This window comes from Rhodococcus sp. 2G, from assembly GCF_001886355.1.
Lineage (GTDB): Bacteria > Actinomycetota > Actinomycetes > Mycobacteriales > Mycobacteriaceae > Rhodococcus > Rhodococcus pyridinivorans.
The window spans coordinates 4821319-4835059 of the sequence record NZ_CP018063.1; the positions used below are offsets into that span (position 1 = coordinate 4821319).

The 13741-nt window shown below is 68.6% G+C and carries 14 protein-coding genes and 1 pseudogene; 3 read left to right on the plus strand and 12 right to left on the minus strand.

Annotated elements, in window-relative coordinates; all coding sequences use genetic code 11:
* Positions 1-3 precede the first annotated feature (3 nt).
* The 3 genes and pseudogenes from BO226_RS28230 to BO226_RS28800 form a co-directional block, all read right to left on the minus strand.
* Positions 4-264, minus strand: a complete 261-nt coding sequence (locus tag BO226_RS28230; protein ID WP_144376968.1) for a PDDEXK nuclease domain-containing protein — start codon at positions 262-264, stop codon at positions 4-6.
* 261 nt (positions 265-525) lie between these two features.
* Positions 526-606, minus strand: a pseudogene (locus BO226_RS28795) (hypothetical protein); the annotation flags it as partial.
* Entirely contained in the window at positions 606-785 is a 180-nt protein-coding gene (locus tag BO226_RS28800) for a DUF1016 N-terminal domain-containing protein (protein WP_235367226.1), read from the minus strand. The pseudogene BO226_RS28795 and the gene BO226_RS28800, both read right to left, overlap by 1 nt.
* Before the next feature lie 130 nt (positions 786-915).
* On the opposite strand from BO226_RS28800, the gene BO226_RS22895 reads away from it, so the two are divergent.
* A complete protein-coding gene (locus BO226_RS22895) occupies positions 916-1494 on the plus strand; it encodes a DUF2231 domain-containing protein (protein WP_071936143.1) in 579 nt (192 codons plus the stop codon).
* A gap of 79 nt (positions 1495-1573) precedes the next feature.
* Here BO226_RS22895 and BO226_RS22900 read toward each other — a convergent pair whose 3' ends face one another.
* From BO226_RS22900 to BO226_RS22935, 8 genes are all read right to left on the minus strand, one after another.
* Complete coding sequence (locus BO226_RS22900) at positions 1574-1993, minus strand: RidA family protein (protein WP_083543706.1); 420 nt, start codon at positions 1991-1993, stop codon at positions 1574-1576.
* Positions 1994-2021: 28 nt separating this feature from the next.
* Complete coding sequence (locus tag BO226_RS22905) at positions 2022-3620, minus strand: gamma-glutamyltransferase family protein (protein WP_071936144.1); 1599 nt, start codon at positions 3618-3620, stop codon at positions 2022-2024.
* Positions 3617-3973: a Rieske (2Fe-2S) protein gene (locus BO226_RS22910; protein ID WP_006552493.1), complete on the minus strand. Its 357-nt coding sequence runs from the start codon at positions 3971-3973 to the stop codon at positions 3617-3619. The genes BO226_RS22905 and BO226_RS22910 overlap by 4 nt, the downstream gene beginning before the upstream one ends.
* A gap of 39 nt (positions 3974-4012) precedes the next feature.
* Positions 4013-5467 (minus strand): aldehyde dehydrogenase family protein, encoded by a 1455-nt coding sequence (locus BO226_RS22915; RefSeq protein ID WP_041803530.1) that lies wholly within the window; start codon positions 5465-5467, stop codon positions 4013-4015.
* Positions 5464-6687, minus strand: a complete 1224-nt coding sequence (locus BO226_RS22920; RefSeq protein WP_071936544.1) for an NAD(P)/FAD-dependent oxidoreductase — start codon at positions 6685-6687, stop codon at positions 5464-5466. The genes BO226_RS22915 and BO226_RS22920 overlap by 4 nt, the downstream gene beginning before the upstream one ends.
* A complete protein-coding gene (locus tag BO226_RS22925) occupies positions 6684-7070 on the minus strand; it encodes a Rieske (2Fe-2S) protein (protein WP_051121625.1) in 387 nt (128 codons plus the stop codon). Before BO226_RS22925 ends, BO226_RS22920 begins: the two co-directional genes overlap by 4 nt.
* Before the next feature lie 84 nt (positions 7071-7154).
* Positions 7155-7874, minus strand: coding sequence for a TenA family transcriptional regulator (locus BO226_RS22930; RefSeq protein ID WP_064852195.1), 720 nt, complete (start codon positions 7872-7874; stop codon positions 7155-7157).
* A 41-nt stretch (positions 7875-7915) separates the two neighbouring features.
* Complete coding sequence (locus BO226_RS22935) at positions 7916-8365, minus strand: GlcG/HbpS family heme-binding protein (protein ID WP_006552488.1); 450 nt, start codon at positions 8363-8365, stop codon at positions 7916-7918.
* A gap of 328 nt (positions 8366-8693) precedes the next feature.
* Here BO226_RS22935 and BO226_RS22940 point away from each other — a divergent pair, with 328 nt between their 5' ends.
* Positions 8694-10346 (plus strand): PucR family transcriptional regulator, encoded by a 1653-nt coding sequence (locus tag BO226_RS22940; protein ID WP_071936145.1) that lies wholly within the window; start codon positions 8694-8696, stop codon positions 10344-10346.
* Here the strand turns inward: BO226_RS22940 and BO226_RS22945 are convergent.
* On the minus strand, positions 10333-11805 hold the full coding sequence (locus tag BO226_RS22945; protein ID WP_083543707.1) for an MFS transporter: 1473 nt from the start codon (positions 11803-11805) through the stop codon (positions 10333-10335). The genes BO226_RS22940 and BO226_RS22945 overlap by 14 nt on opposite strands.
* 326 nt (positions 11806-12131) lie before the next feature.
* Between BO226_RS22945 and BO226_RS22950 the strand changes: the two genes are divergently transcribed.
* Entirely contained in the window at positions 12132-13730 is a 1599-nt protein-coding gene (locus BO226_RS22950; protein ID WP_071936146.1) for a hypothetical protein, read from the plus strand.
* Positions 13731-13741 lie beyond the last annotated feature (11 nt).

The window sequence follows — 13741 nt, forward strand, 5'->3', positions numbered from 1 at the left end:
GTGTCAGGTCTGCAGGTTGTCTCCGTCGGTGCGGTCCGTCGTGAGCTCGTCCCAGGTCGCATCGACCGCGTCGGCGAGTTCGCTGTCGGTAGGCACAAGTTCGCGGATGGGTTCGGGCAGGGTGTCGTAGGTGTAGTTCGCAACCGCCAAGGGAGCGGTCGTGCCCGCGAGCGAATAGCGCACCACGTGGTCGTTGCGCCCCGCGCACAGCAGGATCCCGATGGTCGGTGCGTGCCGGTCCGCGACTCGCAGGTTCTCGTCCACCCAGGAGACGTAGAAACCGAGTTTGCCGGCGTACTCGGGCTCGCTTCGAGTTCTCGTTCCGCGGCCCGCTCGTCGAGATCGAGGGAATCGAAGATGTACGAGTCGCGGACGAGTTGCTGTGCGAGGTCGGAGTCCCGTGGAGGAAGATGGTCCGGAAAATTCGACGGCGCGGCACCTACACGGCGATGTAACTGCCCCGACGATCTGATGAGTCAGAACGTGACGCGACCACCCGTGTTCTGCTGCGCGAGCTGCGTCCCAGTCGCGAAGCTCTCGGTTGTCGGGCTTCTCGAGAAGGACCGTCACATGTCCCCATGGCAATTGTGCGACAGGCTGTTGCACTATTTCCTGGGCCAGGCGTCCGCGAAGGACCGCATGTAGAAGAGATTGCGGCGCGAGAGACCGCGCATGTGTGGAAACTCGGAGCGCAGGTCCCTGGCCAGTTGGTCGACGAACCTGTGCTTCGAGTTCGTCCAGGAATTGCGGATAGTCCTCGGGAAGCCGATGGTCTTCTCGGTCACGGCCACATGGTGCCCTCGGGATACGACAGAAATACGAATGCCGCCGTCGTCATGGCCAGCGATCGAAGGGTGCCGTCGTATCGCGCTCACCCGGCGATTCGTATCTGTTGCCGACGGGTATCGCCTCATCATGAACCTGCACGAACTCCTGCGCGCCGTCGAATCGTTCGACGCTGTGGATCGGCCCGCCGAGCGCATCGCGCAGCGCATACGGCGAGTCCTCGACGGCTCCGTCGTCGACGACCTGCTCCGAGGTTCCTGGCTCGGACACCCCGTCCATCCGCTCCTCGTCACCGTCCCGATCGGGTCGTGGGTGTCCGCGGCGGCGTTGGACGCGCTGCCCGGGCAGCGCACCGCGTCCCGGCGACTCGTCGCGTTGGGACTGGGCGCGGCGGTCCCGACGATCGTCACCGGCTACACCGACTTCTCCACCCTGGAGGATGCCCCTCAGCGCAGGGTCGGTGCGGTGCACGCCGTGTCCAACGCGATCGGGGTGATCTGCATGGCGACGTCCTATCGCGCGCGACATGCCCGCCACGACCGGGCGGGGACGATCTGGACTTTGATCGGTCTCGGCGCGGTCGGAGTCGGTGGCGCTCTCGGCGGTCACCTCTCCTACGCCCAGGGTGGCGGAGTGTATCGGTGGCAGCGACCGTCCGAGAGTGTCGATCTTGCAGCCGAACTCGAGGACATCGGCGCCAAGCGCTGAGCACTAGTCCCCGAGGTTCACAACCGAGAAACGAGGCTCACAACCCTGATGGTCGACCACCAGGATTGTGAACCTCCGTCTATCCGCACACGGCGGTCAGCGCGATCTCGAGCGGTGCCCCGCCGGGCAGGGTGTGGACGCCGACGGCGGTGCGCGCCGGTAGCGCATCCACACCGAGTTCGCGTTCGATCAGGTCCGACGCGCCGTCCGCGACCACCGACAGATCGACGAAACCGGGCGCGCTCGCGACGTAGACGACCATCTCGACCGGCCGGAACGACGTGCCCTCCGGCAGCGTCGCGCGGATCGCTGCCAACGCGTTGCCCACCGCGACGACCGCGGCGGCCCGGGCCTGTTCGACGGTGACCTCCGCGCCGACCCGTCCGGTGAGTATCAGCTCGCCGTCTCGCCGTGGGGTCATGCCCGCCGTGCGGACGGTGTCGCCGGCCAACACGGCCGGGACGTATCGCCCCTGCGGACGCGGTGCGAGAGCGGTCACATCAGTGGACACCCATTGCGAAGCAATGTCAGAGGACACCCAGAGCCACCCCCTCCTGTCGTGGATCGCTGCCGCCGGAGAGCACCCCGCGGTCGTCGATCGAGATCACCTGCGCGCTGCCCTCGGCGTCGAGTGGTTCGAGCACTTCCACCAGGTGGCCGAGTTCGCGCAGTTCGTCGCACACGCCGTCGGCGACGTCGCCTTCGATCCGCAATGCGGTCGGTTCGCCGAGCACGTTGGCGTCCGATCCCGGGAAGACGGTGAAGCGCGGCGCCGAGACCGCCTCCTGGGGGTCGAGACCGTGGTCGAGCAGGTGCGACAGCAACTGCATGTTCCACTGCACCTGGCCGTCGCCGCCGGGCGTGTTGCCCACATGCCGCAGCTCGCCCGCCGAGTCGGTGACGATCCACGCGTTGAGCGTGTGCAGGGGCTTGCGGCGCGGCGCCACCTCGTTCGGATGCCCGTCGATCAGGTAGGCACCGCGACCGAGCCGGTTGTTGAGCACGATGCCCGTCCTGGGCACCGTGAGCTTCGCTCCGAAGGTGAACGCCAGCGAGTGGATGAACGACACCGCCCGCCCCTCGGAGTCCACGGCGACGAACGACGTCGTGTCCCCGGCGGAGACGGCGAACGCCTCGGCCGGTGCACGCCCGTCGATCCGTGCGCGACCGGCTGCGATGTTCGCGGGATCGAGCACCCGTGCGACCCCGTCGTTGTCCGACGAGCACCAGCGGAGCCTGTCTTCGAAGGCGACGGTGGCCGCGCGGGCCATCCGGTCGATCGATGCCGCGCCGAGCACAGGGTGGGTGCCGAGCGCGTCGTCGCACAGGGCGGCCTGGTGCAGCACCATCCATCCCGGTGTGGGGAGCGGGGTCTGGTGCACGACGTGACCGGCATAGCTGCCGGTGAGCGCCGCCTCCGCGTCCACTGACGCCCCGGCCTGCCATTCGTCGCCGCTGAACGGTGCTCCGCCCCCCTGCAGCGCAGCCACGCAGCGTTCGGCGAGCGTGCCGGTGTAGAACGATGCCGGATCCTCGGCCAGGGCACGGATCGTGCGGGCCAGATCGGGCTGGGGAAGCACGTCGCCGAGGCGCGGGACCCGGTCGCCCGGTGCGTACACCGAGGCGAGTCCGGCGTCGCCGCGGATCGCATGCAGAGCGGTCTGCACATCGGTTCGGGTCTTCGCCGAGCACGGCAGGCCGCTCTCGGCGATCCGGGCTGCCGGCGCCCACAGTTCGGGCAGCGACCTGCTCGCTCCCCGCCGGTGCAGTGCCGCCAGCGCGGCGGGTGCGCCGGGAACGGCGACGGCGAGCGCCCCGTCGAGCGGGATCGCGTCGAGTCCCCGTGCCCGGTAGAAATCCGGTGTACCGCCGTCGGGTCCGTAACCGCTGCCGTTGACGGTCCACACCGACCCGTCGGGCTCGCGGACCACGGCGAACGCGTCGCCGCCGATGCCGCACTGCCCGGGCAGGGTCAGCCACGTGACCGCTGCCATCGCCAGGGCCGCGTCGACGGCGTTGCCACCGTCCTCGAGGACGCGGACCCCGGCGAGGCTCGCGAGCGGATGACTCGACGCGACCATGCCTCCGGTCGCGAGCGTCGCCGCTCGTGTCGCGCGCCGACTCATGCCGACCGCATCCGACGTCGACGGGGTCCTTCCGGCGGCTCGGCGGGGTCGATCCCGACGAAGATCTCGCCGTCGCGCTCCTCGCACGGATAGGTCTTGATGGGCTCGGTGGCCGGCGGGCAGATCGGCTCACCGGTCTCGAGGTCGAATGCGCTTCCGTGGCAGGAGCATCCGATGCCGTCCTGGACGAGCTTGCCGGACGACAGCAGGCAGTCGAGGTGTGAGCAGTAGTTGGACGTCGCGTACGCCTTGCCGTCCAGTCGGGAGATGGCGAACTCGTAGTCCTCGGCGTAGAACCGGCGGACGATGCCTTCGGGCACCTGCCCGGATCGGGCCACTCGCTTGAACTCCATGGTCTTTCCTCCAGGCTTGTCGAGGGTCGGTGTCGCCGGTCAGGCGTCGGGGGACAGGTAGACGGTCTTCTCGGACTGGTAGAACTGCATGAGCGTGGGGCCGGCCTGTTCCTTGAAGGTCTGTGTGCTCGACTGCTTGTAGCCGCCGAACGGCGCGTTCATGGCCATTCCCGTCGTGGGCTGGTTGACCTTCACGAGCCCGGTCCGCGACCCGGCGATGAAACGCTGTGCAGCGGACAGACTCCGGGTGACGACCGAGGCGCTGAGCCCGAAGGCGGTGTCATTCGCCAGAGCCAGGGCCTCGTCGAAGGAGCCGGCGCGCTGGAAAGCCAGGACCGGGCCGAAGATCTCGTCGGTGAGCAGGCGCATCCCCGGGGCGGTGTCTGCGAACACTGTGGGCCGCACGAAGAATCCGTCTCGCAGCGCGTCGTCCTCGCATCGCACGCCGCCGCACACGAGCCGTGCGCCTTCGTCCGTGCCGATGGTGACGTACTCGAGGAACTTGTCGAGCTGACCGCGACCCGCGAGCGGGCCGACATCGACGGCGGCACCCGAACCTGGTCCCACCCGCAGTGCGAGGGTGCGTTCGGCGACCTTCTCGAGCAACTCGTCGTGGATCGCGTCGACGGCGACGACCCGGCTGGTGCCGGTGCACGCCTGGCCCGACAATCCGAAGGCGCCCTTGACGATCAGCGCGGCCGCCGCGTCGAGGTCGGCGTCGTCCAGGACAACGACGGGGTTCTTGCCGCCCATCTCCAGCTGCACGCGCCGGTCGGGGCCGACGCTGCGGTGGATGGCGCGTCCGACCTCGGTGGACCCGGTGAAGGTCACCGCTGCGATCCGCTCGTCGCCGGACACCGCCGCACCGGCCTTGCCGTCGCCCTGGATCAGCGCGATCGCGCCCGCCGGCAGACCGCCGGCGAGTAGGGCCTCGACGAGTCGCTGTCCCATCAGTGGGGTGATCTCGGACGGCTTGAACAGCACCGTGTTGCCGGCGGCGAGCGCGGGCCCGAGCTTGCGGGAGGGGATGTTGAGGGGGAAGTTCCATGGCGTGATCGCACCGACGATCCCGATCGGTTCGCGCACGGTGTAGATGGTCGTGGAGCCCGGTGCCGGGAAGGTCGCACCGGTGGCGCGCAGTGCCTCACCTGCGTAGAAGCGCAGGTTCATGGGGGTGCGAGTCACCTCCATCGACGCCTCGGCGCGGGTCTTGCCCTCTTCGCGGATCAGTTCGTCGACGAGTTCGGCCGAGTGTGCGGCGAGGTGGTCGGCGGCTGCTTCGAGGATCGCGGCGCGGCGTTCGGGCGGGGTGGCGGCCCATTCGGGCGCGGCCTTGTCGAGAGCATCGACGGCGTTGCGGACGTCGATGGCGTCGGAGTCCGGGAAGGTGCCGATCAGATCGGTCTCGTCGGCGGGGTTGCGGCGTTCGAAGACCGCGCCGGAGGCGGCCGGTACCCAGTTGCCGTCGATGTGGTTCAGTCCGGTGATCGTCATGCGGGCTCGACCTCCTCGTACATCTCCCACAGATCGGTGTCCTCGTCGGCGAGCAGCGCTGCGTCGACCCTGCGGCCGATGAGTTCGCGGGCCGCCATGATGTCCTCGCCGCGGTCCATCGCGAAGGCAGCGGTCAGAACGTCGCCGGCGAGGTAGAAGACCGAGAACTCTCCGCTGTCGGTGTCACCGCGGACGACGAGTTCGGTTGTTCCGGAAGCCGATCCGGCGAATTGGATGTTGGTGTCGTACTGATCGGACCAGAACCAGTGCGGGTCGTCGGAGAGCGACTGCCGCCCGACGATCGTGTCGGCGACGACCGCGGCCTGGCGGTTCGCGTTGTCGAAGTGTTCGACGCGCACGTGCCGGCCTTCGCGCGGAGAGAACCGCTTCGCGACATCGCCTGCCGCGTAGATGTTCTCGACCGAGGTGCGCCCGGTAGCGTCGACCACGATCCCGCCGTCGACGGCGAGTCCGCTCGCCGCCGCGATGTCGGTGTTGGGGACGATGCCGATGCCGACGACCACGGCGTCGGCCTCGACGATCCCGGTGGTGGTCTCGATCCGCACGCCATCATCGGAGGTGGTCACCGAGGCGACGCCCGTGCCGGCGCGCAGGTCGACACCGTTGCGGTGGTGCAGTTCGGCGCAGTGCCGGCCGACCTGCTCGCCGAGGATGCCTCCGAGGAGGCGTTCGGCCTGTTCGAGGACCGTCACCGTCACGCCGAGAGATCTTGCGGTCGACGCGATCTCGAGTCCGATGAAGCCGCCGCCGACGATCGCGAGACTCGAACCCGGGGTCAGGCGGGCTGCGAGGGCGGTCGCGTCGTCGAGGGTGCGCAGGTAGTGGACGAGATCGGGCCGGGATCCGGTGGTGGTGAGGGTGCGGGGGCGTCCGCCCGTGGCGAGGACGATCGCGTCGGCGGCGATCTCGCCGCCGTCGAACTCGACGGTGCGGGTCGCGGTGTCGAGGCGCTGAACCGACACACCCGTTCGGATGTCGATGTCGTTGGCGTCGAGCCATTTCCGGGTCAGCAGTGCGAGGGAGTCGACTCCTTCGCGGCCTGCGAGGAAATCCTTCGACAGGGGTGGGCGCTGGTAGGGGGCGTGCTGCTCGTCGCCGAGCAGCACGATGCGTCCGTCGAAGCCGCGGCGGCGCAGGGTGCGTGCGGCGACGGCGGCGACCTGGCCGGCGCCCACTGTGACTACGGTGCGAACGGTCATGCCGAGCACTCCTTTCCGGATGCGGCCGGTGCCGGACGCGGGGTGGGGTCGACGAGGACGGTCTCGTCGCGCACGAGGACGGGATAGACCGGCTGGCAGAGGTCCTGGTCCTCTTCGTATCCGGTCTCGAGATCGAAGCGCCACTGGTGGCCGGGGCAGATGACCCGGCCGTGCAGGAGCGTGCCCTTCGCGAGCGAACGGTCCTGGTGGATGCACAGGTCGGCGAAGGCGTAGATGCGGTCGTTCGCATGGAACAGTGCGATCGCGAGGCCGTCGACCTCCACGCGGAGTTTGCGGCGGCGGGTCACCTCTTTCACCGTGGCGACGGCGACCCAGGTCGGGGACTCCGCGGCGGTGTCGGTGCCGGCGGTCCCGCTGCCCATGATTTCGGTGGACATGCTTCTCCTTCGCTCGTGTGCGAGACCGGGAGCGGAAGCCGCGAGCGACTTCCGCTCCCGCGCATCGGATCAGGCGGACGCCAGCTCCAGATCGGGGGCGACGTACGCGTCGTACAGGCCCTTCGTGTACGAGAAACGCATCTCCGCTCCCCAGCGAACGAGCTGCAGGCAGCGCTGCTGCAGCTGCGGGGTGTCGGCGCAGTCGAGGACGATCTGGTAGCCGCGCTCACCGTGCACCACGTCCGAGGTGATGTGCAGGTCGAAGAACTCGATCTCGTCCTCGGTGAAGCCGTACACCTCGCGGAGCGGGACGATCTGCTTCTTGTAGATGCTCGGCACCTGCGATTCGAGGCCCACGACCAGGGCCGCGGTGGCGACGACGAAGTGTTCGCGCTGCGACACCGCGTAGCACCAGGCCTGCAGTCCGCGGGTGACCGCGTTCATGTTGTTCGGATCCTCGACGCGCTCCTTGGTGGTGCCGCACGCCTCGGCGAACTTGATGAGCAGGTCGGTGTGCCGGATGTCGGCCAGCTCCTCCTCGTACATGTTCTGGAGGGTGAAGTCCTTGGCGTCGGTGAAGTGATCGGGGGTGTTGGAGTAGATGTTCGCCAGGTAGTCGGCGAAGGGGCCGACGTAGTGGTAGTGGTTCTCGGCCCACCGGGCGAAGTGGTGCTTCTCGAGCTTGCCTTCGGCCCACGCCTTGCTGAACGATGCGTTCTTCGCTTCGCGTCCCTTGATGGCGTCTTCGAGTGCGGCGCGGAATTCGTCGCGTCCGAGCAGTTCGGTCATGATGATGCCTTTCGATGAGGAGGTCGTGCGGGGGGATGCGATCAGGCGTTGATCGCGGAGGTCAGGGCTTCGAATTCGGCGATCATGGCGGCGCCGACCGCCTTGTCCTGCTCGCCGTTGCCGCCGCTGATGCCGACGGCGCCGACGATCTGTCCGTCGTAGACGAGGGGGAAGCCGCCGACGAAGATCGCGAACTTCCCGGGGAGCATGTGGCTGATGCCGAACGCTTCGTTGCCGGGGAGTGCGGGTCCGTTGGGACCCTCGTTGAACAGGTGGGTGGCGCGCTCGTGGCCGGCGGCGGTGAACGCCTTCGCCATGGCGATCTCGACGCCGGTGAGGCGGGCGCCGGGAAGCCGGTGCAGAGCAATGACGTTCGCGCTCTCGTCGCAGACGCAGAGGGTCTGCTTCACGCCGATCTCCTCGGCCTTCGCGCGGCCGGCGGCCAGCAGGGGGAGTGCGTCGTCGAGGGTGATGCGGTGGATTCGATGCATTGGTCTCCACTTTCGGAGTCGGGTCGGAGAGTCGGACGATTCCTGGTCCGCGTCGGGATCCGTGTGCGTCCCGCCGATGTCGCGTCGCTGAAGTGTCGGCGGGTGCCGGAGCGGTGGAGCGGTGTGTCCGGCGTGGCTCATTTCTAACAGGGCCGTGCGCCGATGGGGACGGTCAGGATCACCGTCGTTTTCGGGATTCGGTGTACACAGTGCACATGCGTCTGGGACGCATGACTCTGGTATCTGGTGTAGAAAGTGCACACCGCCACGGTGTCGACGGGCCCACCCCCTCACAGCCCGCCGATGCTCCCGATGGAAGCAGGTCCCCATGGAATCGAGCCCGCGTCTGACCGTCCGAGGGCTGCTCGACGAACCGCTCATGGAGGGCGCCCGGGTCGTGGATCGGGAGGCCGATCTCGACCGGGCGCTCACCTGGGTGCTGCCGTTCGGCGAGGTCGTCGGCCGATTCGATGATCTCACCGGCGTCGCCGTGTACATGCGGCCGGAGGCACTGGCCGACAGCGCGCACGCCCTGTCCGCGCTCGCGGCCCGCGACGCGGCGGCCCTGGTCGTCGACGGCGCGGTGCCCGCCGGAATGTCCTGGCCGGCAGGACTGGTGGTGATCGAACTCGACCTGCCCGTCGGATTCGCGGCACTCAACCGGTTGCTCGCCGAGCGGTCGCTGATGCAGGAAGTGCACGTCATGCGCTATTCCGCGCACGTGCACTCGACGCTCGCCGGTCTGCTGCACCGCGGCGCGGGACTGACCCTGCTCGTCAAGGAGGTCTCGGCGCTCGCACAGCATCCGGCGATCGCACTCGATGCACGTGGTCAGGCCGTCGCCTTCCACGGCGTGGATGCCGTTCGGGCGGAAGAGATCTCGGAGATACTGCATAAGCAGCTGTCGACGGTGACGGCCGCGGAACGTCACGCCCCCCACGACACCCGCGTGCTGGAGGAGGTCGTCGGAGGCACACCCTGGACGTGCACGGCCAGCACCATCCGGCTCGGCAAACGGTTCGAGGGCTGGGTGGTCGTGCTCGCCTCGGGCGCGTCTCCCGGACCGCACGAGCTGGCCCAGCACGCGGTCGTCACCGAACAGGCGACGGCGATCATCGGATCGGAGATGCTGCGGCAACGCAGTGTCGACGAGGCCGAGGAACGGGCCCGCGGCGATTTCGTGCAGGCGCTGGTGCACGGCAGTTTCACCAGCCAGCACGACATGCAGGCGCGCGCCGAGTACCACGACATCGATCTCACCTCGTCGTTCGCGGTCTTCGTCGCGCCCGGTTACGGGGAGAACCCGGCCGGTCCGGGTGGCGACGAATCCGGTGGACTGTTGCGGTTGGCCCGGTACGCCGCGAGCGTCCTGCCCCACCCGTCGGTGCGCTCGTATGTCACGGTGATCGGCGACGTCCTGGTGGTGGTGCGGTCGCTCCGCTACCGCGACCCGAGCGACGTCGAACTCGAGATCGCCGAATACGCCGACGCGGTGTCGCAGGACCTGTCCCGCCGGCGCGTGCGTCCGGTGCCCGTCGCCCACGGCGCTCCGGCCGTCGGCGCGGACCAGATCCGGGAGAGCTACCGGCAGGCCCGCGTGGCGCTCGGCATCGGGCAGCGGCTCGGGATGTCGGGTTCGGTGGCCTACCGCGACCTGCGGGGTTACGGTGTGCTCGAGCTGGTCGCCGAGACCGATCGCAGCCGCAGATTCGTCGGCGACGTATTCGGGACGCTCGAGCCCGGCACCGACCTGTACGACACCCTGCTGGCCTATCTCGCGGCCGGCGGGAACGTCAACGCGGCGGCGCGGGAGCTGTCGGTCCACCGCAACACGATGCTGTCGAAGCTGGACCGGATCTCCCGTGCGATGGGGATGGACGTCCGGCTGCCGGAGAACCAGTTCACGGCCTGGCTCGCCGTCCGCCTCGAGCTTCTCGACCGGTTGCGCACCTCGGTCGAGAACGAGATCAACTACCGCTGAGAGCGGTCGACTCGGAGCCGGTCGGTGCGTGATCCTCGGGGTCGGCCCCCAGGAACGACGCGGCGAACCCCGCGCACACGACCACGGCGCACACCGCGAAGAGCGGTCCGACCGTCCACGAACCGAGCGCGACGGTCACCCACGCGGCCCCGACGGCGGAGCCGCCGAAGCGGATCAGGTTGAACACCCCCAGGCCCGTCCCGCGCTCGCCCGCCGGGGACCGCGTCGAGCCGGCCGCCGCGGGGGTCTGCACGGCGGCGATGCCGGCACCGGTGATCGCCAGGACGGTCGCGACGAGCCACAGCCGCGGTTCGTCCGCCGAGAGGACGACGGCAAGCGCGATCTGACCGACGAGCAGCACCACCAGTCCCGCCCGCAACATGCGCCGTCCGCCGACGCGATCGACAGTGCGGCCGACCACCGGTGCGAGGACCGCCATGACTGCGGGCAGTGCGAACAGGATCGCCCCGGCCGTGGCTGTCGACGCGCCCGTCGCGTGCAACCGCAGCGGCACCGCCAGCAGAGCGGCGCCCAGGCAGAACATCTGCGCGAAGGCGCCGGCCGCGCTCCGCGCGAATCTGCTCTCGACCAGCAGTCGGACGTCGACGAACGGCACGTCCGCGCGTAGGCAGTGCACGACGAAACCGACCAGTACGACGATCGAGACCGCCAGGGCGATCCCCGCGACGGACGTGGGAACACCTGCTTGTCCGAACATGCTCAGTCCCAGCACGACTCCGGCGGAACCGAGGGTCAGTGCGATCGCACCGGGCACGTCGAGGGTCATCCGGCGGCCGGGGAAGATCGGGATCCAGCGCAACGTCCCGGCAAGACCGATCAGTGCAATCGGGATCATCGGGACGAATACCCATCGCCAACCCCAATGTCCCGCAACGAAACCGCCGAGGGTGGGGCCGATGGCCTGACCGAGTCCGTTCACGGTGGCCCACGCGCCCACCGCGCGTGCGCGTCGATGACCGCCGAACATCCACGCGATCAACCCCATGACAGCAGGCGCAAATGCAGCCGCCGCGACTCCGCCGAGGGCGCGCCAGACCACGAGGATCTCGAGGGTCGGCGCCGTCGCCGCTCCGGCCGCACAGATCGCGGTGCCGAGCAGGGCACCGCAGTAGACGCGACGCCGACCGTATCGGTCACCGATGTACCCTGCAAGGGGCATTGTCGCAGCAAAAGTGAGAAGGAAGCCGACGGCCAGGAGTGCGCCGTCTTCGAGGCTCGCGTCGAAGTCGGAAAGTATCTGTGGCAGTGGGACATTGATGATGTTGTTGCTCAATGTCCCGACGAGGGTTCCGGCGAGCAGGGCGGACAGGGCCAGGGGAGTGCCCGTATCCGTCTCGGCTGCCGGCGCTGCCGGTGTATCGGTGCGAGTGGTCATCGAACTCTCCGGAACCTCGGGGAACTGCGCGGCACGGTTCGTACCGTCGAACCACTTTCGCACTGCGCTACCGTCGGATGCATCGCCATCGCGGAGTGAAGGTGCACATCGGATCCGCGTGAGCCGGTGCAGGGTGCATATTCGACGACGTCATGAGGGCGGCGCGGGGCGCGCGACACATGTTCGTAGCAATATTTCACACCGGAGCGCTTCGTCGTCACGAAATCGCAAAAGTGGAACACAGTGCACAACTAGCGTGGCGGGCACTGTGCACCGTTCTCGTTGACCGAGCACGGGCCGTAGCGGAAAGTTCCCCCAATACATCGAGTTCCCATTCACCGTCCACGAACACAGCCCGACTCGTTCCACCCCCTGTCGAAGGAATCGCCTTGGACGTACAACTCACCGCCGCGCACTGGGTCTACCTGGCCGGCATCCTCGTCATCCTGGCCACCATGGCCCTGCGGAAGAACATCGTCGTTCCTGCAGTCGTCGCAACCTTCCTGACCGCACTGACGTTCTCCGGCAGCATCGTCACGGGACTGTCGGCCATCTTCAATGCGAGCCTCGTCGCGGCGAAGGAACTGTTCAACATCTTCCTCATCATCGCGATGGTCACGGCCATGCTCGGCGCGCTGCGCCAGCTCGGCGCCGACCGGATGATGGTCGCGCCGTTCCGGCGGGTCATGCGTGCGGGCACCAGCAGCTTCCTCGTCCTCGCCGCGGTCACCTACGTGATCTCCCTGTTCTTCTGGCCGACCCCGGCCGTGCCCCTCGTCGGCGCGGTGCTCATCCCCGTCGCGATCCGCGCGGGCATGTCCCCGCTGTCGGTGGGCATGGTCATCGCGATCTGCGGCCAGGGCATGGCGCTGTCCTCGGACTACATCATCAAGGTGGCGCCCGGTATCTCCGCATCGGCGGCCGGCGTCGAGGCCGACGCCGTGGCGGACAAAGCCATGGTCCTGTCCCTGATCGTCGGCGGCACGGCTCTGCTGATCACCTACCTCGTGCAGAAGCGGCATTGGCGTGCACCGTCCCCCGACCTCCTCGTCGAGTGGGAGGCCGCAGCCGACCGCGGCATCGGTGACACAGCCGACCGCGGCATCGGCGAGACCCGTGAGGACTCCTCGGGCGACGGGGGTGGCTCCCGTCCCCCGCGTCGGCCGGAACCCGCCGGTGGCCCCAGCGGCGGCGGAGAGCAGGCGGCGACGGCCACGGCGGTGCTCGTGGCGCCGTCCGACCCGATCGCCGACCCCGACTCCGCGGCGGAGAAGGAACGCCGCGGTACCGCGAAGGCGTTCGCGATGCTCGTGCCGCTCGCCTACCTCGCGTTCATCGTCTACTTGATGCTGGGCAAGTTCACCGAGGTCGTGCCGCCACTGCAGGGTGGTGACGCCGCCGCGATCGTGGGTGGGATCGCAGCGCTGATCCTGTTCGCCGCCGCCGCGTCGACCGACCGCGGAGGTTTCCTCGAGACGACTTCGGACCATCTCGTCGACGGCCTGGTCTTCGCCTTCAAGGCCATGGGCTGCGTCCTCCCGATCGCCGGCTTCTTCTTCATCGGCAATCCGGAGTTCGCGGGACCGATCCTCGGCATCTCCGCCGACGCCGCAGGCCCGGCTATCCTGTTCGACCTCGTGACCACGGTGCAGTCGCACCTTCCGCAGAACGCCTTCATCACGTCCTTCGGCATCCTGCTCATCGGCCTCGTCGCCGGGCTCGACGGGTCCGGATTCAGCGGACTGCCCCTCACCGGTGCGCTGTCGGGTGCTCTCGGACCGGCCGTCGACGTCGACCCCTCGACGCTCGCGGCGATCGGTCAGATGGGCAACATCTGGGCCGGTGGCGGCGTCATCATCGCCTGGTCCTCGCTGGTCGCGGTGGCCGGTTTCGCCCGGGTGCCCGTGCTCGATCTCGCCCGCAAGTGCTTCCTGCCGGTGATGGCGGGGCTGATCCTCTCGACCGTCTTCGCAGTCCTGGTGTTCTGACGACGGCGCGT

Excerpts from the sequence above, each read along its gene's own strand:
- BO226_RS22895 (WP_071936143.1), top strand. The coding sequence starts at position 916 with ATGAACCTGCACGAACTCCTGCGCGCCGTCGAATCGTTCGACGCTGTG.
- BO226_RS22905 (WP_071936144.1), bottom strand. The coding sequence starts at position 3,620 with ATGAGTCGGCGCGCGACACGAGCGGCGACGCTCGCGACCGGAGGCATG.
- BO226_RS22910 (WP_006552493.1), bottom strand. The coding sequence starts at position 3,973 with ATGGAGTTCAAGCGAGTGGCCCGATCCGGGCAGGTGCCCGAAGGCATC.
- BO226_RS22915 (WP_041803530.1), bottom strand. The coding sequence starts at position 5,467 with ATGACGATCACCGGACTGAACCACATCGACGGCAACTGGGTACCGGCC.
- BO226_RS22920 (WP_071936544.1), bottom strand. The coding sequence starts at position 6,687 with ATGACCGTTCGCACCGTAGTCACAGTGGGCGCCGGCCAGGTCGCCGCC.
- BO226_RS22925 (WP_051121625.1), bottom strand. The coding sequence starts at position 7,070 with ATGGGCAGCGGGACCGCCGGCACCGACACCGCCGCGGAGTCCCCGACC.
- BO226_RS22930 (WP_064852195.1), bottom strand. The coding sequence starts at position 7,874 with ATGACCGAACTGCTCGGACGCGACGAATTCCGCGCCGCACTCGAAGAC.
- BO226_RS22935 (WP_006552488.1), bottom strand. The coding sequence starts at position 8,365 with ATGCATCGAATCCACCGCATCACCCTCGACGACGCACTCCCCCTGCTG.
- BO226_RS22940 (WP_071936145.1), top strand. The coding sequence starts at position 8,694 with ATGGAATCGAGCCCGCGTCTGACCGTCCGAGGGCTGCTCGACGAACCG.